The sequence below is a fragment of the Nocardioides sp. cx-169 genome, from assembly GCF_021083605.1.
In the GTDB taxonomy this organism is placed as follows: Bacteria; Actinomycetota; Actinomycetes; order Propionibacteriales; family Nocardioidaceae; genus Nocardioides.
On sequence record NZ_JAJNRO010000010.1, the window covers coordinates 1 to 24,976 of the forward strand.

Annotated in this window: 25 protein-coding genes, 1 tRNA gene and 1 rRNA gene; 13 read left to right on the forward strand and 14 right to left on the reverse strand. The window is 71.5% G+C overall.

Annotation, left to right across the window (positions count from 1 at the left end; all coding sequences use genetic code 11):
- Positions 1-142 precede the first annotated feature (142 nt).
- A 5S ribosomal RNA gene (gene rrf / locus LRP67_RS15150) occupies positions 143-259 on the forward strand.
- Between the two features lie 89 nt (positions 260-348).
- Positions 349-1,317, forward strand: a complete 969-nt coding sequence (locus tag LRP67_RS15155) for a tetratricopeptide repeat protein (protein ID WP_231271260.1) — start codon at positions 349-351, stop codon at positions 1,315-1,317.
- A 15-nt stretch (positions 1,318-1,332) separates the two neighbouring features.
- On the opposite strand, the gene LRP67_RS15160 is transcribed toward LRP67_RS15155, so the two are convergent.
- A complete protein-coding gene (locus LRP67_RS15160; protein ID WP_231271005.1) occupies positions 1,333-1,845 on the reverse strand; it encodes a hypothetical protein in 513 nt (170 codons plus the stop codon).
- A 198-nt stretch (positions 1,846-2,043) separates the two neighbouring features.
- Between LRP67_RS15160 and LRP67_RS15165 the strand changes: the two genes are divergently transcribed.
- The gene (locus tag LRP67_RS15165) at positions 2,044-2,577 is read left to right on the forward strand and encodes a DUF3145 domain-containing protein (protein WP_231244961.1); all 534 of its coding nucleotides are present in this window, start codon (positions 2,044-2,046) and stop codon (positions 2,575-2,577) included.
- Between the two features lie 37 nt (positions 2,578-2,614).
- Here the strand turns inward: LRP67_RS15165 and LRP67_RS15170 are convergent, their stop codons facing one another.
- From LRP67_RS15170 to LRP67_RS15195, 6 genes are all read right to left on the reverse strand, one after another.
- A complete protein-coding gene (locus LRP67_RS15170; protein WP_231271006.1) occupies positions 2,615-4,057 on the reverse strand; it encodes an acyl-CoA carboxylase subunit beta in 1,443 nt (480 codons plus the stop codon).
- Positions 4,057-5,310 (reverse strand): beta-ketoacyl-ACP synthase II, encoded by a 1,254-nt coding sequence (gene fabF, locus LRP67_RS15175; protein WP_231271007.1) that lies wholly within the window; start codon positions 5,308-5,310, stop codon positions 4,057-4,059. The genes LRP67_RS15170 and fabF overlap by 1 nt, the downstream gene beginning before the upstream one ends.
- Positions 5,311-5,321: 11 nt before the next feature.
- On the reverse strand, positions 5,322-5,567 hold the full coding sequence (locus LRP67_RS15180) for an acyl carrier protein (RefSeq protein WP_231244965.1): 246 nt from the start codon (positions 5,565-5,567) through the stop codon (positions 5,322-5,324).
- Between the two features lie 43 nt (positions 5,568-5,610).
- Positions 5,611-6,612 (reverse strand): beta-ketoacyl-ACP synthase III, encoded by a 1,002-nt coding sequence (locus tag LRP67_RS15185; RefSeq protein WP_374107426.1) that lies wholly within the window; start codon positions 6,610-6,612, stop codon positions 5,611-5,613.
- Entirely contained in the window at positions 6,609-7,793 is a 1,185-nt protein-coding gene (locus LRP67_RS15190; protein ID WP_231271009.1) for an acyltransferase domain-containing protein, read from the reverse strand. The genes LRP67_RS15185 and LRP67_RS15190 overlap by 4 nt, the downstream gene beginning before the upstream one ends.
- Before the next feature lie 78 nt (positions 7,794-7,871).
- Complete coding sequence (locus LRP67_RS15195) at positions 7,872-9,077, reverse strand: CdaR family transcriptional regulator (RefSeq protein ID WP_231271010.1); 1,206 nt, start codon at positions 9,075-9,077, stop codon at positions 7,872-7,874.
- Positions 9,078-9,238: 161 nt separating this feature from the next.
- Here LRP67_RS15195 and LRP67_RS15200 point away from each other — a divergent pair, with 161 nt between their 5' ends.
- On the forward strand, positions 9,239-10,201 hold the full coding sequence (locus tag LRP67_RS15200) for an alpha/beta fold hydrolase (protein ID WP_231271011.1): 963 nt from the start codon (positions 9,239-9,241) through the stop codon (positions 10,199-10,201).
- A 69-nt stretch (positions 10,202-10,270) separates the two neighbouring features.
- Here the strand turns inward: LRP67_RS15200 and aceE are convergent, their stop codons facing one another.
- The gene (gene aceE / locus LRP67_RS15205; RefSeq protein ID WP_231271254.1) at positions 10,271-12,994 is read right to left on the reverse strand and encodes a pyruvate dehydrogenase (acetyl-transferring), homodimeric type; all 2,724 of its coding nucleotides are present in this window, start codon (positions 12,992-12,994) and stop codon (positions 10,271-10,273) included.
- A gap of 232 nt (positions 12,995-13,226) precedes the next feature.
- On the opposite strand from aceE, the gene LRP67_RS15210 reads away from it, so the two are divergent.
- The 5 genes from LRP67_RS15210 (at position 13,227) to LRP67_RS15230 (ending at position 16,367) form a co-directional block, all read left to right on the forward strand.
- The gene (locus LRP67_RS15210; RefSeq protein WP_308189765.1) at positions 13,227-13,667 is read left to right on the forward strand and encodes a DUF3052 domain-containing protein; all 441 of its coding nucleotides are present in this window, start codon (positions 13,227-13,229) and stop codon (positions 13,665-13,667) included.
- A gap of 47 nt (positions 13,668-13,714) precedes the next feature.
- Positions 13,715-15,334, forward strand: coding sequence for an AMP-binding protein (locus tag LRP67_RS15215; RefSeq protein ID WP_231271012.1), 1,620 nt, complete (start codon positions 13,715-13,717; stop codon positions 15,332-15,334).
- Complete coding sequence (locus LRP67_RS15220) at positions 15,331-15,795, forward strand: peroxiredoxin (protein WP_231271013.1); 465 nt, start codon at positions 15,331-15,333, stop codon at positions 15,793-15,795. The genes LRP67_RS15215 and LRP67_RS15220 overlap by 4 nt, the downstream gene beginning before the upstream one ends.
- Positions 15,796-15,960: 165 nt before the next feature.
- A tRNA-Val gene (locus LRP67_RS15225) sits at positions 15,961-16,035 on the forward strand.
- 110 nt (positions 16,036-16,145) lie between these two features.
- Positions 16,146-16,367: a hypothetical protein gene (locus tag LRP67_RS15230; protein ID WP_231271014.1), complete on the forward strand. Its 222-nt coding sequence runs from the start codon at positions 16,146-16,148 to the stop codon at positions 16,365-16,367.
- A 126-nt stretch (positions 16,368-16,493) separates the two neighbouring features.
- Here LRP67_RS15230 and LRP67_RS15235 read toward each other — a convergent pair whose 3' ends face one another.
- Both LRP67_RS15235 and LRP67_RS15240 read right to left on the reverse strand, forming a co-directional pair.
- Positions 16,494-17,267 (reverse strand): hypothetical protein, encoded by a 774-nt coding sequence (locus LRP67_RS15235; RefSeq protein WP_231271015.1) that lies wholly within the window; start codon positions 17,265-17,267, stop codon positions 16,494-16,496.
- An 11-nt stretch (positions 17,268-17,278) separates the two neighbouring features.
- Positions 17,279-17,788, reverse strand: coding sequence for a SigE family RNA polymerase sigma factor (locus LRP67_RS15240; protein ID WP_231271016.1), 510 nt, complete (start codon positions 17,786-17,788; stop codon positions 17,279-17,281).
- A gap of 178 nt (positions 17,789-17,966) precedes the next feature.
- Here LRP67_RS15240 and LRP67_RS15245 point away from each other — a divergent pair, with 178 nt between their 5' ends.
- The 3 genes from LRP67_RS15245 to LRP67_RS15255 all read left to right on the forward strand — a co-directional run bounded on the left by LRP67_RS15245 (position 17,967) and on the right by LRP67_RS15255 (position 20,059).
- Positions 17,967-18,656 (forward strand): DNA alkylation repair protein, encoded by a 690-nt coding sequence (locus LRP67_RS15245; protein WP_231271017.1) that lies wholly within the window; start codon positions 17,967-17,969, stop codon positions 18,654-18,656.
- 109 nt (positions 18,657-18,765) lie between these two features.
- A complete protein-coding gene (locus tag LRP67_RS15250) occupies positions 18,766-19,167 on the forward strand; it encodes a hypothetical protein (RefSeq protein ID WP_231271018.1) in 402 nt (133 codons plus the stop codon).
- Positions 19,168-19,177: 10 nt separating this feature from the next.
- A complete protein-coding gene (locus LRP67_RS15255) occupies positions 19,178-20,059 on the forward strand; it encodes a serine/threonine-protein kinase (protein WP_231271019.1) in 882 nt (293 codons plus the stop codon).
- Here the strand turns inward: LRP67_RS15255 and LRP67_RS15260 are convergent.
- The 4 genes from LRP67_RS15260 to LRP67_RS15275 are packed head-to-tail and all read right to left on the reverse strand — an operon-like array spanning position 20,043 to position 23,098.
- The gene (locus LRP67_RS15260) at positions 20,043-20,576 is read right to left on the reverse strand and encodes a hypothetical protein (protein ID WP_231271020.1); all 534 of its coding nucleotides are present in this window, start codon (positions 20,574-20,576) and stop codon (positions 20,043-20,045) included. The genes LRP67_RS15255 and LRP67_RS15260 overlap by 17 nt on opposite strands.
- 35 nt (positions 20,577-20,611) lie before the next feature.
- Entirely contained in the window at positions 20,612-21,283 is a 672-nt protein-coding gene (locus tag LRP67_RS15265) for a response regulator transcription factor (RefSeq protein ID WP_231271021.1), read from the reverse strand.
- Entirely contained in the window at positions 21,268-22,779 is a 1,512-nt protein-coding gene (locus LRP67_RS21935; protein ID WP_231271022.1) for a cell wall metabolism sensor histidine kinase WalK, read from the reverse strand. Before LRP67_RS21935 ends, LRP67_RS15265 begins: the two co-directional genes overlap by 16 nt.
- The gene (locus LRP67_RS15275; RefSeq protein WP_231271023.1) at positions 22,721-23,098 is read right to left on the reverse strand and encodes a hypothetical protein; all 378 of its coding nucleotides are present in this window, start codon (positions 23,096-23,098) and stop codon (positions 22,721-22,723) included. The genes LRP67_RS21935 and LRP67_RS15275 overlap by 59 nt, the downstream gene beginning before the upstream one ends.
- 306 nt (positions 23,099-23,404) lie before the next feature.
- Here LRP67_RS15275 and LRP67_RS15280 point away from each other — a divergent pair, with 306 nt between their 5' ends.
- On the forward strand, positions 23,405-24,973 hold the full coding sequence (locus LRP67_RS15280; RefSeq protein WP_231271024.1) for an AMP-binding protein: 1,569 nt from the start codon (positions 23,405-23,407) through the stop codon (positions 24,971-24,973).
- Positions 24,974-24,976: the final 3 nt, after the last annotated feature.

Below are 24,976 nucleotides of genomic sequence, written 5' to 3' on the forward strand. Positions count from 1 at the left end.
GGCCGAGGGCTTGCCCCACAAACCCTCAACCAAAACCACAACCACCTGCTACTTAACGTATGCACGCGTCCACTACAAGACCACCCCACCCGGTGGCCCCCCACACAGGCGGGGACCAGACCGGGACATGGGGTCATAGAGTTACGGCGGCCATAGCGTCAGGGAAACACCCGGTCCCATCCCGAACCCGGAAGTTAAGCCTGACAGCGCCAATGGTACTGCACCCGAGAGGCTGTGGGAGAGTAGGACGCCGCCGGACAAACACCTCGTAGAGGCCACCGTTATGGTGGCCTCTACGCTATTTCGCACACTTCGCGGCCGTACGGCCGCAGCCGAAGGGATGACATCGTGGCTGAGGATCGTCGAGGCCAACGGCCCGCTCGCAGCACCGGGGGCGCTCGCCCCACCACCGGCCGGGGCGGCAAGCCCGCGTCGGGCAAGCCCGCGTCGGGCAAGCCCGCGTCCGGCAAGCCCGCGTCCGGCAAGCCCGGATCCGGGGGCCGCGGCGCGGGGGACCGGCGTACCGGGGGCAAGCCCGCCGGCGGGCGGCAAGGCTCCGGTCAGGGCCGGCCCGCGCGGTCGGGCGACTTCAAGCGTCCCAAGGACGACCAGACGCCGCGTACGCAGGAGCAGTCGCTCTACGACGGACCCGACCTGCCTGCCGAGATCACCGGTGACGAGCTGGACCGCGCCATCGGTGCCCAGCTCAAGGGCCTGCCCGAGAAGCTGGCCAACCGGATCGCGCGGCACATGGTCGCTGCGGGTCGGGTCATCGACGAGGACCCCGAGACCGCCTACCAGCACACACTGGCAGCCCGAGCCCGCGCGCCTCGGCTCGCGGTCGTGCGTGAGGCGGCCGGCGAGGCCGCCTACGCTGCCGGTCGCTACGCCGAGGCCTTGGCCGAGCTGCGCGCGGCCAAGCGCATGAACGGTGCCACGGCCTACCTGCCCATCATGGCCGACTGCCACCGCGCGCTCGGCAACCCGGAGCAGGCGCTCAAGCTCGCCAAGAGCCCTTCGGTGGCCAACTTCGCGCCGGAGGCCAAGGCGGAGATGACGATCGTGGAGGCCGGCGCTCGTCGCGACATGGGTCAGCTCGATGCCGCGCTGCGCACCCTGGAGCTCGCGCCGCTGACCTCGAAGAGCCGGGCGCCCTGGGTGACCCGCCTGCGCTACGCCTACGCCGACACCCTCGAGGCCGCGGGCCGCGAGACCGACGCCCTGACGTGGTTCCACCGCACGCACGCGGTGGACTCCGAGGAGATGACCGACGCGGCGGAGCGCGCCGAGGCCCTCGAGAAGAGGCTCGGCGTCTGATCCTGTCTGCCCGGGTCAGGAGGCGGGGGCCACGATGCGCACCACGGCGTCGGCCCCGGCCTCGTGGGTGGCCCACTGCAGGCCGTCGCGGTAGCCGAGCTTCACGCGGTCGATGACGGCGAGGGCGGACTCGTCGCCGGTGACCTTCAGCACGATCGAGTCCCCGGCGCCGAACGAGCGTCCCTCCGGGTCCACCAGGTCCTCGCAGAACGTCTGCGGCTCGCTGGTGACGCCGAAGCCACCTCCCTGACAGAGCAGTGGCACGACGTCGACGTCGGTGTTGGCCATCGTGTGCACCTTGACCCCGGACAGGCTCAGCCGGCGGGTGAAGTCGGCCGTGGGCGCGAACACCCCGAGGTAGACCGGTCGACCGGCGGCCGTGGAGGCCGTCACCGTCCGCTCCGAGGTGGGCAACGGCTCCGGGCTGTTCACGTACCAGACGACGATGCCCGCCAGCACCGTGGCCCCGACGCCTGCCACGGCCCAATCCCAGCGGGGGCGCCGGACGACCTGCAGCGGGGTGGGCATAGGCCGAGCGTAGGCCCGGTGACCACTCTCCAACTCGCACCTCTCCCCGTTGATCCTCCAGAAACTCTCTGACATGTCGGCGGTCCCGCTGGTGCTCAGGCGGCTCATAGGCCACAATGGAGACATAACTACACACGTGTCACACGACTGACGTTCATCGATGCGAGACCGCTGGGGAAGGCGTAGCTCGCGCCGACGATGAAGGAGGTCACCGTGACCACACGCACTGCCACCCACGCGGCGACGAGGGGCGTTCTCTACGTCCACTCAGCGCCTTCCGCGTTGTGCCCCCACATCGAGTGGGCGGTCGGGGGCGTACTCGGCGTTGCCGTGAACATGGTCTGGACCCCCCAGCCCGCGCAGGCGGGCGCCTACCGCGCCGAGCTGTCCTGGGCCGGGTCGGTCGGTTCGGCGGCACAGATGGCCTCCGCCCTACGTGGCTGGAACCACCTGCGCTTCGAGGTCACCGAGGAGCCCACCTCGGCCACCGAGGGCACCCGCTTCTCCTACACCCCAGAGCTCGGCGTCTTCCACGCCGTGACCGGGCTGCACGGGGACATCATGATCCCCGAGGACCGGCTCAAGGCCGCGGTGGTCAAGGCCGCACTCGGCGACACCACGCTCCTGGTCGAGATCGACCGCTTGCTCGGCAAGCCGTGGGACGACGAGCTGGAGACCTTCCGGCACGCCGGCGACGGCGCGCCTGTGCGGTGGCTGCACCAGGTGGTCTGAGCAACCCCTGGCCCTCGGCCGGTCCGGCCGAGGGCTCTCAGAGCGGGATGTTGCCGTGCTGGCCGTGCAGTACGCCGTGGGTCTGTACCGCGTCGTCGATGGCGCGGGCGATCGCCGACCGGGTGCGGTCAGGCGTGACGACCTCGTCAACGACGCCGATCTCGACGGCCTTCTCGACGCCACCCGCGATGCGCTCGTGCTCGGCGGCCAGCTCGGCCTCGACCTGCGGGCGGATGTCGGCGGAGACCTCCGCCAGCTTGCGCCGGTGCAGGATGCGCACCGCCGCAACGGCGCCCATGACCGCGACCTCGGCGCCCGGCCAGGCGAACACCTTGGTGGCGCCGAGCGAGCGGGCGTTCATCGCGATGTAGGCGCCGCCGTAGGTCTTGCGGGTCACCAGGGTGACGCGGGGGACCACGCATTCGCCGAAGGCGTGGAGCAGCTTGGCGCCGCGGCGTACGACGCCGTCCCACTCCTGGCCGACTCCGGGGAGGTAGCCGGGGACGTCCACGAGCACGATCAGCGGGACGCCGAAGGCGTCGCACATGCGGACGAACCGGGAGGCCTTCTCGGCCGACAGCGAGTCGAGGCAGCCGCCGAGGCGCAGGGGGTTGTTGGCGACGACGCCGACGGTGCGGCCGCCGAAGCGGCCCAGCGCGGTGACGATGTTGGGCGCCCAGCGTGCGTGCAGCTCCTGGGCGGTGCCCTCGTCGAGCACCGACTCCACGAGCGGGTGCACGTCGTAGGCGCGCTTCTTCGACTCCGGGAGCATGGACTCGAGGTCGCGGTCCTCGACGTCCTCCACGCGCAGGCTGCCCTGGGACCCCAGCAGCGAGGCGACGTCGCGGGCGCGGTCGAGGGCGTCCTGCTCGGTGTCGGCGAGGATGTGGACCACTCCTGAGCGGCGCCCGTGGGGCTCGGGGCCACCGAGCCGCAGCATGTCGACGGCCTCCCCGGTGACCGAGCGGACCACATCGGGACCGGTCACGAAGATCCGGCCCTCGGGTCCGAGGATCACCACGTCGGTCAGCGCCGGCCCGTAGGCGGCGCCCCCGGCGGCGGGGCCGAGCACCACCGAGATCTGCGGGATCTTGCCGGAGGCCTGCGTCATCACGTGGAAGATCCGGCCCACGGCGTGCAGGGAGAGGACGCCCTCGGCGAGACGGGCCCCGCCGGAGTGCCACAGACCGATGATCGGCAGCTGGTCGGTCATGGCCCGGTGGTAGGCGTCCACCACGACGCGGCAGCCGACGTCGCCCATAGCGCCGCCCATGACCGTCGCGTCGGAGCAGAACGCCACCACGCGGGTGCCGTCGACCAGGCCGATGGCCGCGACCATGCCCGAGTCGTCGTCGGGGGTGATCAGCTCGAGGGTGCCCTCGTCCATCAACGCCCTCAGGCGGGTGACCGGGTTGCGGGGATCCTGGTCGCGGGGGAGCTTGGCCGGCTTCGGGACCCGCTCGGCCGTGGGGGCGCTCATCAGGCGCTGCCGAAGGCCACGGCCACGTTGGCGCCGCCGAAGCCGAAGGAGTTGTTCAGCGCGGCGATGTCGCCCACCGGCAGGTCGCGCGGCTTGGTGGCGATGTCGAGCTCCACCTGGGGGTCGAGGTCGTCCAGGTTGATGGTCGGAGGTACGACGCGGTGGTGCAGCGCGAGCACCGTCGCGATCGACTCCAGCGCGCCGGCGCCGCCGAGCAGGTGTCCGGTCATCGACTTGGTGCTGGTGACGACGACGTTGTCGACGTGGTCGCCGAGCGTGGCGTGCAGCATCAGGCCCTCGGCGATGTCGCCCAGCGGCGTCGACGTCGCGTGCGCGTTGACGTGGAAGATATCGCTGGGGGAGATCTCGGCCTCGGCCAGCGCGCGCAGGATCGCCCGCGAGCCGCCGCGCCCCTCGGGGTCCGGCTGGGCGATGTCGTGGGAGTCGGCGGTGATGCCGGCCCCGAGGACCTCGGCGTAGATCGTGGCGCCGCGGGCACGGGCGTGCTCCTCGGACTCAAGCACGAGGACGCCGGCGCCCTCGCCGAGCACGAAGCCGTCGCGGCCGGTGTCCCACGGCCGCGAGACCGTGGTGGGGTCCCCGGGGTTCTTGGACAACGCCATCATGTTGGCGAAGGCGGCCATCGGCAGCGGGTGGATCGCGGCCTCGGTGCCACCTGCGACGACGATGTCGGCCCGGCCGAGTCGGATCTGGTCCAGCGCGAGGGCGATGCCCTCGTTGCCGGAGGCGCAGGCGGAGACCGGCGTGTTGACCGCCGCCCGCGCTCCGACGTACAGGCTGATGTTGGCCGCAGGGGCGTTGGGCATCAGCATCGGCACCGCGAGGGGGGAGACCCGGCGGGGCCCCTTCTCCTTCAAGATGTCGTAGTTGGCCAGCAGCGTGTTGACGCCGCCGATGCCGGAGGCCATCGCCACGCCGACGCGGTCGCCGTCGACGCTCCCGTCCTGGACGGAGCCCTCGAGGCCGGCGTGACGCCAGGCCTCCATGGCGGCGACCATCGCCAGCTGGGACGAGCGGTCCAGGCGGCGCGCTTTGACGCGCTCCAGGACCTCGGTCGGCTCGACGGCCACGCGGCCGGCGATCCGGACCGGCATCTCCGCAGCCCACTCGTCGGTCAGCTCACGGACTCCGGAACGCCCGGCGACGAGGGCCTCCCACGTGCTCTCGACGTCACCGCCGACGGGGCTGGTGGTGCCCAGACCGGTGACCACGACTCGGATGCGGTTGCTCATGATGTGCTCTCTCAGGCCTGGGCGCGCTCGATGAAGGCGACGGCGTCGCCGACGGTCTTGAGGTTCTTGACCTCGTCGTCGGGGATCGAGACGCCGAACTTCTCCTCGGCGGCCACTACCACCTCGACCATGGACAGCGAGTCGACGTCGAGGTCGTCCGTGAAGGACTTGTCCAGCTGGACGTCGTCGGCGTCGATGCCGGCGACCTCGTTGACGATCTCGGCCAGGTCGGAGCGGATCTCTTCAGTGGTTGCCATGAGGGCTTCCTTCATCTCGGTGTGATTGGTTTGGGTGGTGCGGTCAGGGGACGACGACGACCTGGGCCGCGTAGGCCAGGCCGGCGCCGAAGGCGATGAGCAGGGCGGTGTCGCCCGACTTCGCCTGGCCGTCGGCGATCATCCGCTCGAGGGCGAGCGGGACGGAGGCGGCCGAGGTGTTGCCCATCTCGGCGACGTCGCGGGCGATCTCGACGCTGCCGGGGAGCTTCATGGAGCGGGCCAGCGCGTCGATGATGCGCATGTTGGCCTGGTGGGGCACGAAGCAGTCCAGGTCCTCGGGGGCTACCCCCGCCCGATCGAGGGCCTCCTGGCCGACCTTGGCCATGGAGAACGCCGCCCAGCGGAAGACGGCGTTGCCCTGCATCGTGAGATGCGGCATCACCGGGGAGTCGCTGGCGATCACGTCGCGCCAGTCCTCGACCTGCCGGATGTGGTCGAAGTGCTCGCCCTGGGAGCCCCAGACGACCGGTCCGATGCCCGGGGTCGCGCTGGGCCCGATCACGACCGCTCCGGCGCCGTCGGCGAAGATGAACGCGGTGCCGCGGTCGGTGAAGTCGGTGATGTCGGAGAGCCGCTCGACGCCGATGACCAGCACGTGGCGGGCGCTGCCGCCGCGGACGAAGTCGTTGGCCATGCCGACGGCGTGGCAGAAGCCGGCGCAGGCCGCTGAGATGTCGAAGGCTGCCGCGTGCTCGGTGCCGAGCTCGTGGGCGATCGCGGTGGCGATGGCCGGGGTCTGCATCATGTGGCTCACGGTCGCCACGACGACGCAGTCGACCTGGCGCGCGTCGATGCCGGCCCGCTCCAGCGCGACCCGGGAGGCCGCCACCGACATCGACTGGACCGTCTCGTCGGGGCCCGCGATGCGGCGCTCCTTGATGCCGGAGCGCTGCTGGATCCACTCGTCGCTCGACTCGATCGCGTCGACGATCTCGGAGTTGGGGACGACCCGGGTGGGGCGGTAGGCGCCGACGCCCAGGATCGCGGCGTGCGGCGATCCGGTGCTGGTCTGGATGCTCATCAGTAGCTCCCGACCGGGTGGATGCGCACGAGCGGCTGGCCCGGAGACACCAGATCGCCGTCCTCGACCAACCACTCGACGATCTCCCCGCCGTGCGCCGAGGTGATCACGATCCGGTCGCGGGTGCTGGCGACGTCGCCCAGCGTGGCGCCGGCCTCGAGCACGTCGGCCTCGGCGGCCGCGCTGTCGAGGTGGAAGGTGCCCTTGCTGGGGGAGACGACCATGCGCCACGTGGGCGTGGTGTTCATGAGCGAGCCCTCGCCGTGCTTGTCGCAGAACGCCCGGGCATCGTCGAGCTGGTCGGGGGTCTTGAGCGCGAACGTCTCGACGCCCTTGAGGGCGCGCTTCGCGATGCCGGTGAGCGTGCCGGCCGGGGGCATCTCGAGGATGCCGGTGACGCCGAGGTCGGACATGGTGTCCAGGCACAGGTCCCAGCGGACCGGGTTGGCGATCTGGCCGACGATGCGGCGCAGCACCTCGGCGCCGTCATGAATGACGTGGCCGTCCTTGTTGGAGATCACCGGGATGCGGGGGTCGTGCACCGACACCGAGCGCGCCAGCGCGGCGACGTGGCCCACCGCGGGGGCCATGTGCTCGGTGTGGAAGGCACCGGCGACGGGGAGCGGGATGAGCCGCGCCTTGGCGGGGGGATCCTCGGCGAAGGCCGCGAGCTGCTCCATGGTGCCGGCGGCGACGATCTGGCCGGGGCCGTTGTCGTTGGCTGGGGTCAGCCCGTGGCGGGTGATGGCCGCGAGCACCTCCTCACGGTCACCGCCGAGTACGGCGGTCATGCCGGTGGGGGTGGCCGCGGAGGCCTCGGCCATCGCGAGGCCCCGCTCGCGGACGAGGACCATGGCCTGCTCGGCGGTGATGGTGCGGGCGCCGGCGGCCGCGGCGAGCTCGCCGACGCTGTGGCCGGCGACCGCACCCACACGCTCGAAGGCGTCCATCGGGTGCGGGAAGAGCTCCAGGGCGGCGATCAGCCCGGTGGCGACCAGCAGCGGCTGGGCGACCTTGGTGTCGCGGATGGCCTCGGCGTCGGCCTCGGTGCCGTAGTGGGCGAGGTCGAGCCCCGCGACGGCCGAGAGCCAGTGGATGCGCGAGGCGAAGACCGAGTCCTCGAGCCAGGGGGCGAGGAAGCCGGGGGTCTGGGCCCCTTGGCCGGGGGCGACGATGACGAGCACACGTTCACTGTGCCGGTGTCGCGGCCTCGGACGCGGGTCCGCCACCCACCAAACTGTTGGCGGGAATTTGGAGGGTTCCTACAATTTCTCCGATGCGGCGTCGCGGCCCGACTGGCGCCCGAGGACGAGCGCCATCTGCAGGGTCAGCGCGTCGCGCGGCACGGCGGGCGTGTAGCCGGTGGTGTCGGCCACCTGACGCAGCCGGTAGCGCACCGTGTTGGCGTGCACGAAGAGCGCCCGGGCCGTCGCCTCCAACGAGGAGCCGGTGGCGAAGTAGGAGGCCAGGGTCTCGATGAGCGTCCCGCGGGCCAGCATCAGCGGCACGTAGACCTCCTCGATCAGGTGCCGCCGCGCATGGCCGTCGCCGGCGAGGACCCGCTCGGGCAGCAGGTCGCTGCTGCGCACCGGGCGCGGGGCCTCGGGCCAGCCGGCGGCGGCCCGGTAGGCCGACAGGGCGGCCCGCGCGGAGAGGTGGGCGTGGCTGAGGTCCTCGGTCACCGGGCCGACCACGATCGGGCCGGCGGCGACCAGGTCCACGAGCAGGTCGGCGTCCCGCTTCTCGTCCTCCACCCCGCCGAGCAGCACCACCAGCCGGTCGCCCTGCACCGCGCACAGGGCCTCGAGGCCCGCGGCCCGGGCGGCACGGCGTACCTCCTCGAACAGGTCGGACTCGGTACGGCGCTCGGGCATGGCGGCGAGGACGACGGCGACGCGGCCGTTGGTGGCCCAGCCGGCCGCGCTGGCCCGTGAGAGCACGGACTCGTCGGTCTCGGCGCGTAGGACGGCGTCGACCACGAGCGCCTCCAGGCGGGCGTCCCAGGCCCCGCGGGCCTCCGCTGCGCGCGCGTAGACCTCGGCCGTCGCGAACGCGACCTCCCGGGCGTAGCGCATGACGGCGGCGTGGACGTCCGGGGCGTCCTCGGCCTCGAGCACGGCGTCGATATTGCTCTCGACGACCTCGATCGACAGTCGCACCAGGTCCACGGTCTGCTGCAGCGTGATGACCCCGGCCAGGGCGCGGGGTGCCGCGCCGAAGACGGAGGCGGCCAGGGCCGTCCCGCCACTCTTCGCCGCCGCCTCGTCGGAGGGGTACCAGTCGACGAAGCCCTTGATGCCGGCCTGGATGATGAGCGCGACCCAGGACCGGTCCTCGGCGCTCAGCTCGCGGAACCACGGCATGTCCGCCTCCATGCGCGCCACCGCCGCCGTGCTCAGCGCGCCCGTCGAGCGCCGCAGCGCCGTCGCAGCCCGCGCTCGCGGGTTGCTGGCGGAGCGTCGGGGCACCCGCTCAGCCTAGGGCCAGGCCCCGGTGGGCGGCATGGAGGACCGAAACGCCCCACACGCCGGCGGATCAGGGATGAATCCTTTCGGATTGGGGTAATCGTCCTACCGACAGGGGATGTCCTCTGATTGAATTCTGAGAGGCCGTCCTCGAGGAGGGCCCGGTGGGGGGAACCATGCACGAGGTCGAGTACCTCACGATCCACGGCCACCGGCGCGCGTTCGTGAAGGTGGGCCAGGGCCCGACGCTCCTGCTGCTGCACGGTCTGGGCTGCGACCACACGACGTGGGAGCCGGTCATCGACATGCTGGCCAAGCGCTACACGGTCATCGCGCCCGACCTGCTGGGTCACGGCCTGTCCGACAAGCCGCGCGCCGACTACAGCCTCGGCGGCTACGCCAACGGCATGCGCGACCTGCTGACGGTCCTGGGCATCGATCGGGTCACCGTGGTGGGGCACAGCTTCGGCGGCGGAGTGGCGATGCAGTTCGCCTACCAGTTCCCCGAGCGCACCGAGCGGCTGATGCTCGTCGCCTCGGGCGGCCTCGGCCCGGAGGTCTCGCCCCTCATCCGCGCCATCACGACGCCGGGCTACCACCAGCTCATGGGGGTGCTCACGCTGCCGGGCGTGCGCCACGTCGGCCTGGCCGGGATGCGCGCGCTCTCCGGCACGGGCTGGAAGCTCACCCGCGACCTGCGCGAGGTCGCGGAGATCTACGACTCGTTCAAGGACCCGCACGCGCGCGCCGCGATCCGCCACGTCGTACGCGCGGTGGTCGACTGGGAGGGCCAGATCGTGACCATGGCCGATCGCGCCTACCTCACCGACGCGATGCCGATGGCGGTCGTCTGGGGCCGCGACGACCGGGTCATCCCCGTACGCCACGCCAGCAACGCCGCCGCGCTCGCCCCCAAGGCGCGCCTCGAGGTCATCCCCAACGCGGGCCACTTCCCGCACAAGGACCACCCGCAGCGCTTCGCCAAGACCGTGCACGAGTTCGTCCGCACCACCCAGCCGGCGGCCTACAGCCGTTCGAAGTGGCGCCGACTGCTGCGCGACGGGCAGCTCGGCCCGGTCAGCCCCGTCGCCCCGCTCGCGTCGGTCACGGACGTCACCAGCGCCTGACCGGAGCCCGCAAAATGCCGCTGACCCGTCAGAAAGTCTCTGACGGGTCAGCGGTGGGACGGTGAGCGACTAGGCGTCGCCGCCCTCCTGCTTGACGCCCGCGACGGCGGTCGGGTCGTCGATGCGGTACTTCTCGGAGGCCTTGACCACGACGTCGCGGTCGATCTCGCCGGCGTCGGCCAGGGCCTGGAGGGACTGGACGACGACGGACTCGGCGTCGATGTGGAAGAAGCGCCGGGCGGCGGGGCGGGTGTCGGCGAAGCCGAAGCCGTCGGCGCCCAGGACCCGGTAGTCGCCCGGGACCCAGCGGGCGATCTGCAGCGGCACTGCCCGCATGAAGTCCGAGACCGCCACGACCGGGCCGATCGCGTCGCCCAGGCGGTCGCTGACGTAGGCCGTGCGGGCCTCGTCGCCGGGGTGCAGGAGGTTCCACTCCTCGGCCTTGACGGCGTCGCGGGCCAGCTCGTTCCAGGACGTCACCGACCAGGTGTCGGCCTGGACGCCCCACTCCTCCTGGAGCAGCTCGGCAGCCCGGGTGATCCACGGCAGGCCGACGCCGGAGCCGAGCAGCTGGACGCGCGGCCCGTCGCCCTTGCCGACGGAGATCCGGTGGATGCCGCGCAGGATGCCGTCGACGTCGACGTCGTCCGGCTCGGCGGGCTGCGGGACCGGCTCGTTGTAGACGGTGAGGTAGAAGATGACGTCCTCGGCCTGCTCGCCGTACATCCGCTCGAGCCCGGACCTCATGATGTGCGCCACTTCGTAGGCGAAGCCCGGGTCGTAGTGCACGACCGCGGGGTTGGTCGCCGCCAACAGCGGCGAGTGACCGTCGGCGTGCTGCAGGCCCTCACCGGTGAGGGTGGTGCGGCCCGCGGTGGCACCGATCAGGAACCCCCGCGCGAGCTGGTCGGCCATGGCCCAGATCGAGTCGCCGGTGCGCTGGAAGCCGAACATCGAGTAGAAGATGTAGAACGGGATCATGTGCTCGCCGTGGGTGGCGTACGCCGACCCGGCGGCGGTCGCGGAGGCCATGGCGCCGGCCTCCGAGATGCCCTCGTGGAGCATCTGGCCCTGCTGCGACTCCTTGTAGGAAAGCAACATGTTCCGGTCGACCGAGTCGTACTGCTGACCGCCGGGGTTGTAGACCTTCGCGGACGGGAACATCGCGTCCATGCCGAACGTGCGGTACTCGTCCGGGGCGATCGGCACGATGCGCTTGCCGATCTCCGGGTCCTTCATCCAGTCCTTGAGGAGCCGGACGGTGGCCATCGTGGTGGCGACCGGGTGCTTGCCCCCGCCCTGCTTGAGCTCGGCGTAGGTCTTGTCGCCGGGCAGCTTGAGGTCCTTGGCGCGCTTGACCCGCCGGGGCAAGGAGCCGCCGAGGGCCTGGCGACGCTCCATCATGTACTCGATCTCGGGGGCATCCTTGCCCGGGTGGAAGAACGGCGCGGCGCCGGTCTCCTCGTAGGCACGCTCGAGGTCGCGGTCGGAGATCGGCAGATAGAGGCGGTCGCGGAACTTCTTGAGGTCGTCCGGCGTCAGCTTCTTCATCTGGTGGGTGGCGTTCTTGCCCTCGAGGGCGTCGATCGTCCAGCCCTTGATGGTCTGGGCCAGGATCACCGTCGGCTGCCCGACGTGCTTGGTGGCCGCGTCGAAGGCGGCGTAGACCTTGCGGTAGTCGTGGCCGCCGCGCGGGAGCTTGTGGATCTGCTGGTCGCTCATGTGCTCGACCAGCTTGCGCAGCCGCGGATCGCCACCGAAGAAGTGCTCCCGGACGTAGGCGCCGTCCTCCACAGCGTAGGTCTGGAAGTCGCCGTCGGGGGTGGTGTTCATCTTGTTGACGAGCACGCCGTCGACGTCGCGAGCGAGCAGGGGGTCCCACTCCTGGCCCCAGACGACCTTGATGACGTTCCAGCCGGCGCCGCGGAAGTTGGCCTCGAGCTCCTGGATGATCTTGCCGTTGCCGGTCACCGGACCGTCGAGCTGCTGCAGGTTGCAGTTGATGACCCAGGTGAGGTTGTCGAGCTCCTCGCGCGCGGCGACGCGGATCGCGCCGAGCGACTCGGGCTCGGCCATCTCGCCGTCGCCGAGGAACGCCCACACGTGCTGCTGGCTGGTGTCCTTGATGCCGCGGTTGGCGAGGTAGCGGTTGAACCGTGCCTGGTAGATCGAGTTGATGCCGGTCAGGCCCATGGAGACCGTGGGGAACTCCCAGAAGTCCGGCATCAGGCGCGGGTGCGGGTAGGACGGCAGGCCCTTGCCCTGGCCGTGCTGGACCTCCTGGCGGAAGCGGTAGAGCTGCTCCTCGCTCAGGCGGCCCTCGAGGAACGCGCGGGCGTAGACGCCCGGGGACCCGTGACCCTGGATGTAGACCTGGTCGCCGCCGCCCTCGTGGTCCTTGCCGCGGAAGAAGTGGTTGAAGCCGACCTCGTAGAGGCTCGCCGAGGACTGGTACGTCGCGATGTGGCCGCCGACCTCCAGGCCCTTCCGGTTGGCGCTCGACACCATGATCGCGGCGTTCCAGCGCAGGAAAGCGCGGATCCGGCGCTCCACCTCGAGGTCGCCGGGGAACCACGGCTCGCGCTCGGGCGGGATGGTGTTGATGTAGTCGGTGCTGCGCAGCGCCGGCACGCCGACGTTGCTCTCGCGGGCTCGCTCGAGCAGGCGCAGCATGATGTAGCGGGCGCGCGCGCGGCCGCGCTCCGAGACGAGGTCGTCGAAGGACGCCAGCCAGTCGGAGGTCTCGTCGGGGTCGATGTCGGGCAGCTGGGTCGGCAGCCCCTCGTGGATCACGGAGGGCGTGCTGCCGGGGCGGGTGCCTGAAGGGGAGGGTGTTTCTTCGGTCACGCGTCCATCCTGGCACGCCGCATCACAGGGCGAAATTTACCCACCGGTAGTGCCACGAGGCGTCCCATGAGACGGTCGACCGGCACGCCAGAGGTTGCGCCCTTGCGCCAACTCCGGTGGACTACTCCCACTGGTCCGCCGCCTGGTGGGCCCAACCGTTCGATGACTGGAGGAACCAGTGAGCTCGACCGCGGGTGGCGGGTCCACCCAGACAGGATCTGCCACGGGCCCCGCCGAGAGGCTGGGCTTCAAGCCGGGCATGGTCATCCAGGAGCTCGGCTGGGACAACGACACCGACGACGAACTCCGCGTCGCCATCGAGGACGCCATCGACGCCGACATGGTCGACGCCGACTACGGCAATGTCGTCGACGCGGTCATCCTCTGGTGGCGCAGCGAGGACGGCGACCTCGTCGACGGGCTGGTCGACTCGCTGACCGACCTCGTCGGTGGCGGCGCCATCTGGCTGCTCACCCCCAAGATCGGTCGGCCCAACGCGGTCGACGCGGCCACGGTCGCCGAGGCGGCCCCCATCGCGGGGCTCTCGCAGACGACCACGGCCGCGGTCAGCAAGGACTGGGCCGCGACGCGCCTCGTCGCGCCGAAGACGCCGGCCTGAGCGGGCCCCGCGCCCCACGGGCGGCCGAGCCGTCGTACCCTGCGAGCGTGCTCCAGAAGCTTGCCCTCCGGGCGTCCTCACTCGGGGTCAGTGCCAGGGTGCTGGCCGGCTCCGGGATCATCCGGCCGTACTCGCCGCGTGTCCTCGCCGGGCTGCTGAGGACGGTCATGACGTGGGGCACCGGTCCCGCCGGGGGCTTCGCGACCCTCGCTCTGCGGATGCCGGACCGGGTGGGGCTGGTCGACGAGCTGGGAGAGCTCACCTTCGGCGAGCTGCACACGCGCTCCAACGCGCTCGCCCGGGCGCTGCAGGCGCAGGGCGTGGGCGAGGGCGACTCGGTCGCGGTGATGTGCCGCAACCACCGGTACTTCGTCGATGTGAGCATCGCCGTCGCCAAGCTGGGCGCCGACCTGCTCTACCTCAACACCTCGTTCGCCGGTCCTCAGCTCGTCGACGTGCTCGAGCGCGAGCAGCCCACCGTGGTGGTGCACGACGAGGAGTTCACCGAGATGCTCGCCGCGGCAGACACCGAGCGACGGGTGGTCGCCTGGGCCGACAGCGAGGACGAGCTCGACGTGCCCACCGTCGAGGCGCTGATCGGTTCGGAGTCGACCGACGACCTCGGCGCGCCGCAGCGGCACTGCCGGATCGTGATCCTGACCTCCGGCACCACCGGTACGCCGAAGGGGGCCCCGCGCAACGAGGCCGGCATCGACGCGGCGGTCTCGCTGCTCTCCCGGATGCCGCTGCGCGCGGGGTGGCGCACCCACATCGCCGCGCCGCTGTTCCACACCTGGGGCTTCGCGCACCTGGCCCTGGCCATGCTGCTGGGCTCGACGGTGGTGCTGCGGCGCAAGTTCGACCCGGAGGGTGCGCTCGAGGCGGCCGAGTCGGAGCGCTGCGACTCGATCGTGGTGATCCCGGTGATGCTGCAGCGGATCCTGGCGCTGCCCGAGGACACGCTGGCCTCCTACGACCTGTCGCGGGTGAAGGTGGTCGCGGCCTCCGGCTCGGCGCTGCCCGGCGACCTGGCTCTGAGCTGGATGGACCACTTCGGCGACAACCTCTACAACATCTACGGCTCAACCGAGGTGGCCTACGCCTCGATCGCGACGCCGCAGGACCTGCGCGAGGCCCCGTCCTCCGCGGGGCGACCGCCGTACGCGACGGTGGTGCGGATCCTCGACGCCGAGGGCCATGAGCTGCCGGCGGGGGAGTCGGGACGGATCTTCGTGGGCAACAACCTGCTCTTCGAGGGCTACACCGGCGGGGGCCACAAGGACATGGTCGACGGTCTGATGTCCTCGGGCGACGTCGGCCGCATCGGCGAGGACGGGCGCCTGTACGTCGAGGGGCGTGACGACGAGATGATCGTCTCCGGGGGGGAGAACGTGTTCCCCAAGGAGGTCGAGGACTGCCTCATGCGCCACGAGCACGTGACCGACGCGGCGGCGGTCGGCGTGGACGATGACGACTACGGCAAGCGGCTCAAGGCGTTCGTGGTGGTGGACGCCGAGGTCGGCGAGGACGACCTCAAGGAATGGGTGAAGCAGAACCTCGCGCGCTACAAGGTGCCCCGCGAGATCGTCGTGCTCGACGAGCTGCCGCGCAACTCCACCGGCAAGGTGCTCAAGCGTGAGCTGGCGAAGGACGAGAGGGACTCATGAGCGGCATCCAGTGCGGGGGACCGGCACCGGACTTCACGCTGCGCGACCAGTTCGGGCAGGACGTGACGCTGTCGTCGTACCGGGGGAGCAAGGCGGTGGCGATCCTCTTCTACCCCTACGCGTTCTCCGGGGTGTGCACCGGCGAGATGGTCGGGATCCGCGACCGGCTCGCGGAGTTCCTCACCTTCGACACCGAGGTGCTGGCGATCTCGTGCGACCCGATGTTCTCCCTGCGGGCGTTCGCCGACCAGGACGGGCTGAACTTCCCCCTGCTCAGCGACTTCTGGCCCCATGGGGAGGTGGCCCGCGCCTACGGCGTCTTCGACGAGACGACCGGCGCTCCGCTCCGCTCGTCGTACGTCGTCGGCAAGGACGGCACGGTGCGCTGGGCCACCCACAACGCGATGCCCGAGGGGCGCGACCTCGACGAGCACCTCAGGCAGCTGGCCGCAGCCGTCTAGACCGCTGGTCGCGATTTCCGGCGTTCTGATGACGGCCCGAACCGGCTGCCTCTAGTCTCTTCCTTGTTGAACCGCTGGTGACCCGAGACGCCAGCGGTTCAACTCATTTCGGGCCCTCTTCGCATGCCGCTGGGGAGTCACGTAGTCTGCTCCCGCTTCGAGCACGGGCGTATAGCTCAGCGGTAGAGCCCCTCGCTTACAACGAGGTGGTCGGGGGTTCGATCCCCTCTGCGCCCACCAGAAGTCGCTTAGTGGAACCACCAACCACGGTCATCTTCCGGCGCCCGTAGACCCCGGCGGCGACCCGGGCGGAGCGGGCGCGGGTCGGCTGCTGTCGTACGGTGAAGGGCATGAAGTCGAAGGGCATGGAGTCCGGGATCGCCACCGGCATGGGCATCGGCGCCGCGATCGGCGTCGCGCTCTGGCTCGCGCTCGACAACGTGTCGTACCTCGCCATCGGCATCGGCGCCGGCGTCGCGATCGGTGCAGGGCTCGCCGCGAGCAACACCAAGGTGGAGACGACCGAGGGCGACGCCGCGGACGAGGACCAGGATGAGGACGACCATCGGTAACCGCGCCGGGCCGACGTCGTAACAGCGCCGTCGAACGTAGAGCAGTCGTTCGACTGTTGCCGCGAGAAAGAGATCGCCAGCACTCTTTCAGACCACTCAGGACCACCAGCACCTCGCGGTCGTGACTCAGTCGAACCAGTCGGTCTTGGTGACCAGCTCGACCAGCTCGTCGGCGTCGAGCACCGGGTCGGTACGGGTTGGCTCGCCGCCCAGTGCGGCCTCCAGCGCGTTGTAGGCGATGAGGTGGACGATCTTGCCGTCGCGCAGGATGTAGATCGCCTGCATCCCGGCCAGATCCGGGTGCTTGCCGGAGACGTCGGGCAGCGACGGGCCGGTGAAGACCCAGCCGGCCTCGGTCGCGACACAGTCGTCGGGTGCCGGCGAGGCGGCGACCCGGTCACACCTGGCGGCCTGTCCGCCGACGATCCCGGAGTCGTCGATCGTGACCCACTGTCGAATCTCGCCGAGACCGCGCCCGTCGGGGTCGTACTCGACACCGGCGAGGGAGTAGCCCGGGCTCGGGATGTCGTCCGGGAGAGCCTCGAGCAGCAGCTGCTGCGCCCGCTGCAGGTGGGGCGGGAGCTGGTCAGCCGAGGGTGCCGACGTCGGCTCCTGCGTCTGGCCGTCCGCGGGGCCCGAGGCGCCGTCGTCGGGGACGCTCGCCGCCGACGGGGGCTGATCGTCCCGGTCACCGAGGAAGGACGGCGCCGCCAGGGCTGCGACCGCCGCCAGCGCCGCGGCGCCGATCCCGGCCGCCTGAGCCGTGCGCCGGCGACGGGTGAGGCGCCGGCCGCGGGTCAGGCCACCGGCGACGAGCTCCTCGCTCGCGGTCACGGGGAGCATGGCGCGCTCCATCAGGCGGATCAGCTGGTCGTCCTGCTGGGGCTGGTCGGGGGTCATGTCGTCGCCTTTCAACGGCTGTTCTCGGTCAGATCGATGAAGTCGGCTCCGAGATGCTCCCGGATCCGGGCGAGAGAGCGTGAGGACCTGGTGCGGACCGCGTTCTCGCTGAGCGAGAGATCGCGGGCCACGGTGGCGACATCGGCGTCGAGCAGGTACCGGTGCACGACCACCGCACGATCCACGGGGGTCAGCTCGCGCAACGCCGCCACCAGCACCTGCCGAAGGTCACTGTCAGGCGTGGCCGTCTGGACCTGCGGCGGGTCGGCGAGCGGCACCTCGGTGGAGCTGCGGCGCCGTACGGAGTCGAGGTAGATCCGGGTCAGGATCGTGCGGGCGTAGGCAGCCGGGTTGTCGGCGGCCCTCACCCGCGACCACTTCGAGAAGACGCGGGCCAGCGTCTCCTGGGCCAGATCCTCACCGCGGTGTCGATCGCCCGTCAGCAGCCATCCGGCGCGGAGCAGCTCGTGGGAGCGAGCCCGAGCGAACTGCTCGAAGTCGTCCCGATCGGTGCGCTGCACATGTCCTCCTGCGCCGGTGAGGACGACGTCCTCTGGGTGTCGGTCTCTCTCACCCCTACGACGAGACCAGCGCCGAGAATGTGTCACGGGTCTGAGGAGCGGGGTGGCGCCTCGCCACCTTCCCACCCCGGCGTCCTTCGCGCGCCCGCCCCCGCGCGTCACGGTGTGGAATGGAGCCATGCCTGGGGACCGCGACCTCGTCGAGAGCGTGCGGGCCGCGCTGGCCGCGGCCGGTGACGCCGAGCGGGCGCGCGCTCAGCAGGCGTACATGAAGAGCGAGATGCGCTACCGGGGCATCGGCGCGCCCGAGCTGCGGAAGGTCCTGCGGCCGCTGCTGGCGCTCTACCGGCCGGCGTCGCGCGAGGAGTGGGCCGCGACCGTGCGCACGCTGTGGGACGAGGCGGGCTACCGCGAGGAGAGGTACGCGGCGCTGGCCGTGGCCAGGCACCGGCTGGCGCGCGAGTGGCTGGACCCCGGATCGCTGGACCTGTGGCGCCACCTCGTCGTCACCGGCGCGTGGTGGGACCTCGTCGACGAGATCGCCGCGCACCTGGTGGCGCCCACGCTGCGCGCTCACCGCCAGGAGGTGACTCCCGTGCTGCGGGCCTGGATGACCGACGACCACCTGTGGCTGCGGCGTACGGCGGTCCTCTCCCAGCTGGGAGCGAAGGCGGAGACCGACGTCGTGCTGCTGCGCGACACGATCGAGCACAACCTGGAGGACCGGTCGTTCTGGCTGCGCAAGGCGATCGGCTGGGCTCTTCGGGACTACGCCCGCACGGACCCTGACTGGGTGCGCGCCGAGGTCGCGCGCCTCGGTGACCGGCTGTCCGGGCTGAGTCGGCGCGAGGCCCTGAAGCACCTCTGAACGGGTGGGGTGCTGCGGTGAGAGTGCTCTCATGCGTGGCTCACGGACCGCTCACCACTGCCGACGAGGGTCCTTTCGACCGAACTACCCCTCGAGAGAAGGACCCACCATGAAGCTCACCACTCTCCGCGTCGGCACGCTGGGCGTCGCCGGACTCGTGACCACCGGACTCCTCGCGTTCCCGATCGGCGCCGCGACTGCGGGCAGCGACGACCAGGGGCTCAAGCGCGACGACGACACCCCGGACGTCGTGCTCGTGGCCGACGACGATGACGACGACACCGGCCTGGGCAAGCGGGACGGCACGCACACCAACACCAGCGGTGGCACGCACACGCGCACCGGCGGCACCCGCAGCCACGACCAGACGCGCACGGGACGCGACTCCGGGCGCGACCACAGCCGGGACCGGGTGGGCAGGGACTGGACCAGCGACGGTGCCGGCAACAACCGCGTCGACTGGTCGCAGAACCACACCAACGACCGCTCACGGCACAACACCCGCGGCTGAAGGAGCGACGATGACGCGCGCCGACGAGAGCTGGCATCTCCGAGAGGGCGACCCGATCACCCCCGAGCTGACCGCGATGCGGCTGCTCGGCGGGGGATCGGCGTACGAGGCCTACCTCGCCTTCGACCAGATCACCTACGCACCCGTGGTGGTCAAGGTCGTGCGGCCGACGGAGCTGGACGACGAGGCCACGCTGGGCAGCCTCGCCCGGGAGGCCGCCGCGCTCGACCAGGCCAACCACCCGGTCGTCGTCCGACGGCTGCGTCACGAGCTCGGCGGCGCGCGTCCGCACCTGGTCCTGGAGTACATCGACGGGCCGCGGCTCTCGACCCTGGTGCGTCGCCACGGCCCGCTGCAGGAGCAGCAGTACCTGCCGCTGGCCGTGGACATCGCCTCGGCGCTGCACTACTTCGGCCACGTCGACGTCGTGCACCTCGACATCAAGCCCAGCAACGTGATCATGGGCGCGCCCGCACGGCTGATCGACCTGTCGGTGGCGCGGCCGGCCCACCGCGCCGCCGAGCTGACCAGCACGATCGGCACCGACGCCTACATGTCACCCGAGCAGTGCGCCCCCGGACAGGCAGGTGCGCCCGGTCACGCCAGCGACGTCTGGGGCCTGGGTGCGACGCTCTTCGAGGCGATCGCCGGCTACCGACCCTTCGACGACGGGGACCGGGGATCCGCGGACCTCGCCCTGCGCTACCCGCAGCTCGTCGAGGAGCCGTACGCGCTGCCGGACGGGACGCCCGCCGACGTCGCCAAGACGGTCTACGCGATGCTCGCCGCAGACCCGGCCGAGCGCCCGCAGCCGCGGGAGGTGGCCGGCGCGCTGGAGCCGGTGCTGTCGGCGCAGCCGCCGGCGCGGCTGACGTTCAAGGTCCGACGCTGACGGCCAGCTCCCGCGCCAGGCCCTCGAGCTGAGCGCGACGCCAGGCCCACGCGGTCAGCACCAGCTCGCCGTGCGGCAGCCCGAGGCGCAGACGCGGTCGCAGCGAGCGGTCGATCGGGGACACCCACTGGACGTCGCCGCGAGGCACCTTCCAGGTGCCGGCCGTGGTCGCGCGCAGGAGGTCGTCGACCGAGGTGCGCACCCGACGCCGGCCCTTCCTGGTCACCAGCCGGACGAGGGTCACCACCAGCATGACGGCCGCAGCGGCGTAGGCCACGACGTAGGTCAGCGCGAGGCCGACGATGACCACCCCGGCCAGGATGAAGCAGGCATAGGTGAGCGGCTCGGGCAGGAAGGTGCCGGCGACGGCGACGGCGATCGCGCCGACGACCAGCAGGATCTCGGCGCCGTCCGCGAGGTCGAAGGGGGAGTCCCGGGGGTGGAGCTCGAGCACGTCGGGGCGCACCTCGACATCGACGCGCCCTCGCGGTGAGCGCAGCGGTCCGTACCTGTCCACGTGCGGAGCCTGCCACAGCCGCCCCTGGATCGGCGTCAGGAGCAGAACCGGTAGCCCATGCCGCGCACGGTCTCGATCGTGGCGGCGCCGAACTTGCGGCGCAGGTAGCCGACGTAGACGTCGACGATGTTGGACCCCGGGTCGAAGTCGTAGCCCCAGACGTGGTCGAGCAGCTGCTCGCGTGAGAGCACCTGTCCGGCGTTGAGCATGAAGATCTCGGCCAGTGAGAACTCCCTGGCCGACAGGTCCTGCTCCTTGCCGGCGACGGTTGCGCGGCGGGTGCGCAGGTCGAGGCGTACGCCGCCGGCCTCCAGGGCCTCCACCGCACCGCCCCGGTCGCCGGCTCCCGCCTGCCGCAGCCGCAGCCGCACGCGGGCGAGCAGCTCGGCGAACCGGAACGGCTTGGCCATGTAGTCGTCGGCCCCGCCCTCCAGTGCGGAGACGGTGTCGGTGACCGAGTCGCGGGCGGTGAGCACGATGACCGGCAGCCGCGAGCCTTGCGAGCGCAGCTGGTCGAGCACGTCGAAGCCGTCGAGCCTCGGCAGCCCGATGTCGAGGATCATCAGGTCGTGCTCGCCGCTGAGCGCGTGGTCCAGCCCGATGACGCCGTCGGCGACGACCGTGGCGACGTGGCCGTCGGCACGCAGGCCCTTGGCGAGGAAGGAGGCGATGCGCGCCTCGTCCTCGACGATCAGGATGCGGGCCATGGCTCCTCCTCCAGTACGACGGTCGAGGCGGCGGCACTCGCCGGGCCGGGCAGCGTGATCACGAACCGGGCGCCCCGCGGCTGGGCATCCTCGACGGCCACGTCCCCGCCGTGTGCCTGCGCGATCGCGCGCACGATCGACAGCCCCAGGCCGAAGCCCTCGTCGTGCTCGGCGACCCGGCCTCGCCCGAACCGCTCGAAGATCGCCTCCCGTTCCTCCGGTGCGACCCCCGGGCCGGTGTCGCGCACCCACAGCCTGGCCGTGCCGCCGTCGTAGGAGGAGCCGAGGGCCACGACGTCTCCGGGGGCGGTGTGCTTGACCGCGTTGTCGGCGAGCTGGAGCAGGGCCTGGGTCAACCGCTGGCCGTCCAGGTGCATGGTGACCGCCGCCGTGGCGTCCAGGAGCCACTCGCGGTCGCCGAGGGCGCGGGCCTTGGCGAGGACGTCCTCGGTGAGGTGCTCGAGGTCGACCCCAGCCGGGGTGACGAAGTCCGGGCGGTCGCTCTTGGCCAAGAGGATCAGGTCGCCGACGAGCCGCGACATCCGGTCGACCTCGTCGAGCAGCAGGGCGCGGGTCTCGGCGACCTCCTCGGGATCGCCGGTGTCAAGCAGCTCGAGGTGGCCGCGCAGGACGGTCAACGGCGTGCGCAGCTCGTGGCCGGCGTCGTCGAGGAACCGGCGCTGGCCCACGAACGCCGCCTCCAGCCGCTCCAGCATGCCGTTGACGGTGTGGGTCAGGGCGGTGATGTCGTCGTTGCCCGACTCGGGGACCCGCCGGGACAGGTCGGTCTCGCCGATCGCCTCGGCGCTCTCACGCAGCACCCGCAACGGCGCGAGCAGCCGACCCGCCTGCCAGAAGGCGGCCGCCGTGACCAGCAGCAGCGACAGCGCGGCCACGATGGCGTAGGTGCGCATGGTGTCGCGCAGGCCGCCGCGTCCCTCGTCGAGCTGGACGACGACCACGAGCGCGCCGCGCTGCTCGCCGAGGACGACAGGCTGGGCCGTCACGAGCACCTCGCCCTCGGCGGTGTCGAGACGCGTCGAGCCACCGTCGCGCACCAGGGGAGCCGCGGCCGCCTGGAAGGCCGCGTCGCGGGGGAGCGGGTCGTCGCGCGGGAACTGCTGCGTCGGCCGGTCGCCGACCCAGCCGACCAGCAGCTCGTCGTCGTCGGGGACGCTGCCGGCCATGAAGGCGCGCAGCAGGGGGCCGACCTCGGTGACGCCCCGGCCGCGAGACTGCGTGAACGCCGCGAACTCGTCCAGCTCCTGATCGACGGCGTCGACGGTCTGCTGCTCGAGGCGCTGGCTCTCGATGACGTAGACGATCGCGCCCGCGGCGGACAGCGCGAGGAGCACCAGCGCGGCCACCGCGGCGGTGATCCGCACGCGTACGGAGACCCCCGACCGGCGCGGTCGGGGGTCGGCGGGTGCGGGCGGCTCAGTCGTCGTCGCCACCGCCGCGGCCGGAGTGGTCGTCGCGGTCGTCGCGGTCGTCACCGCCGCCGCCGTGACCGGAGTGGTCGTCGTCGTCCACCTCGCCCGGCTCGGGCCTGATCACGTCGATGTCGTCGGGATCGTCGGACTCGTCGTCGGACTCGTCATGGGACTCGTCGTCGGAGCGCCTGGTGGGGGAGGGTGACGGGTCGCCGGACCGGGTGGGCGTCGGGCTGGTGGAGGGTGACGTGGGGTCCTCGATCAGGATCGGATCGCGCCGCGCCGGCTCGTCGGCCGACGACGCGGCCAGCGACCCGACGACGAAGGCGCTGACCGGGAGCACCAGGGCCAGCGCGAGGACGACCTTCCAGAACCTGCTCATGACCCCACGATCATCCCCCATCGTGGACCCCGGGTGAGAGCCGTATGAGAGGACTCTCACGAGGCACGCGCAGGCTGGCTCGCCGGGGAGCCCGCAGACCCAGGGGCGCGCCGATCAACCCGCCCTCGCACGGGGCGGCGACCGACCCGGCCCGAGGCGCTCGTACAGGTGGTGGCAGGCGGACAGGCGCATGTCGGGTGGTACCCCTCGCGAGAGACGGTCCACACCGCCGCGAGATGGCGGCTCACTAGAGTGGGCCACCTCACAGCACGCCAGTACGTCCCAGTCCTCGCCAGGAGGCCCGCGTTGATCGTCCCGTTCAGCATCTCCGACTTCCTCGACCGCGCGACCCAGGTCTACGGCGCCCGGGTCGGCGCCGTGGACGAGCCCGTGCAGCCGGCCCGGCCGCTCGGCAACGAGCGGGGCGAGCTCACCTACGCAGAGATGGGGGCGCTGGCGCGCCGCCAGGCGGCCAAGCTGGACGAGCTCGGCATCGGGGTGGGGGACCGGGTCGCCGTGGTGAGCCACAACAGCTCGCGGCTGCTGACGTCGTTCTTCGGCGTCGCCGGCTTCGGCCGGGTGCTGGTGCCGGTGAACTTCCGGCTGCGCCCCGACGAGGTGCGCTACATCGTCGAGCACTCCGGGGCGCGGGTGCTGATCGTCGACCCCGAGCTCGACGAGGAGCTGCGTGGCGTCACCGCCGAGCACCGGTTCGTGATCGGCCAGGACGACGACCTCTACGCCGCGGCACCGGAGGACGGGGGACCCGAGCCGCAGCCCTGGGAGCCCGACGAGAACGCCACGGCCACCATCAACTACACCTCCGGGACGACCGCGCGCCCCAAGGGCGTGCAGATCACCCACCGCAACATCTGGGTCAACGCGGTCACCTTCGCGATGCACGCCGGCGTCACCGACCGCGACGTCTACCTGCACACGCTGCCGCAGTTCCACGCCAACGGGTGGGGGATGCCGTTCGCCATGACCGGCCTCGGCGTGCGTCAGGTGATGATCCGCAAGATCGACGGGGTGGAGATCCTGCGTCGGGTGCGTGACCAGGGCGTGACCGTGATGTGCGCGGCGCCCGCGGTCGCGGCGGCGGTGCTCGAGGCGGCCCAGGACTGGGAGGGCGAGATCCCCGGGCGCGACCGGGTCCGCATCATCATGGCCGGCGCGCCGCCGCCGACGAGGACGGTCGTGCGCGTGCAGGAGGAGCTCGGCTGGGAGTTCATGCAGATCTACGGCCTCACCGAGACCTCGCCGCTGCTGACCATCAACCGCTCCCGCGAGGAGTGGGACGGCCTGTCGGCGCAGGAGCGGGCGCAGAAGCTGGTGCGCGCCGGGGCGCCGGCGCTCGGCGTACGGCTCAAGATCGACGACTCTGCGGAGGGTGGCGGCGAGGTGCTGGCCCGCTCCAACGTGGTGCTCGAGGGCTACTGGGAGCAGCCTGAGGAGAGCGCGGTCGCCCTGCGCGACGGGTGGTTCCACACCGGCGACGGCGGGGTCATCGGCGACGACGGCTACCTCACCATCCAGGACCGCAAGAAGGACGTGATCATCACCGGCGGCGAGAACGTCTCCTCGATCGAGGTGGAGGACGTGCTGTTCTCCCACCCGGCCGTGGCCGAGGTGGCCGTGATCGGGGTCCCCAGCGAGAGGTGGGGCGAGACGATCAAGGCGCTCGTCGTGCTCGCGGAGGGCGCCTCGGCGAGCGAGGCGGAGCTGATCGCCTGGTGCAAGGACAAGGCAGCCGGCTACAAGGCGCCGACCTCGATCGAGTTCCGCGACGAGCTGGCGCGCACGGCGACCGGGAAGCTGCAGAAGTTCAAGCTGCGCGAGGCCTACTGGAAGGGCTACGACCGCCAGGTCAACTGAGGC

Bases quoted from the DNA above. Each gene is read 5' to 3' on its own strand.
- LRP67_RS15160 (WP_231271005.1), bottom strand. From the start codon at position 1,845: ATGCCCACCCCGCTGCAGGTCGTCCGGCGCCCCCGCTGGGATTGGGCC.
- LRP67_RS15165 (WP_231244961.1), top strand. From the start codon at position 2,044: ATGAAGGAGGTCACCGTGACCACACGCACTGCCACCCACGCGGCGACG.
- LRP67_RS15170 (WP_231271006.1), bottom strand. From the start codon at position 4,057: ATGAGCGCCCCCACGGCCGAGCGGGTCCCGAAGCCGGCCAAGCTCCCC.
- fabF (WP_231271007.1), bottom strand. From the start codon at position 5,310: ATGAGCAACCGCATCCGAGTCGTGGTCACCGGTCTGGGCACCACCAGC.
- LRP67_RS15180 (WP_231244965.1), bottom strand. From the start codon at position 5,567: ATGGCAACCACTGAAGAGATCCGCTCCGACCTGGCCGAGATCGTCAAC.
- LRP67_RS15220 (WP_231271013.1), top strand. From the start codon at position 15,331: ATGAGCGGCATCCAGTGCGGGGGACCGGCACCGGACTTCACGCTGCGC.
- LRP67_RS15230 (WP_231271014.1), top strand. From the start codon at position 16,146: ATGAAGTCGAAGGGCATGGAGTCCGGGATCGCCACCGGCATGGGCATC.
- LRP67_RS15235 (WP_231271015.1), bottom strand. From the start codon at position 17,267: ATGACCCCCGACCAGCCCCAGCAGGACGACCAGCTGATCCGCCTGATG.
- LRP67_RS15245 (WP_231271017.1), top strand. From the start codon at position 17,967: ATGCCTGGGGACCGCGACCTCGTCGAGAGCGTGCGGGCCGCGCTGGCC.
- LRP67_RS15250 (WP_231271018.1), top strand. From the start codon at position 18,766: ATGAAGCTCACCACTCTCCGCGTCGGCACGCTGGGCGTCGCCGGACTC.
- LRP67_RS15255 (WP_231271019.1), top strand. From the start codon at position 19,178: ATGACGCGCGCCGACGAGAGCTGGCATCTCCGAGAGGGCGACCCGATC.
- LRP67_RS15265 (WP_231271021.1), bottom strand. From the start codon at position 21,283: ATGGCCCGCATCCTGATCGTCGAGGACGAGGCGCGCATCGCCTCCTTC.
- LRP67_RS15275 (WP_231271023.1), bottom strand. From the start codon at position 23,098: ATGAGCAGGTTCTGGAAGGTCGTCCTCGCGCTGGCCCTGGTGCTCCCG.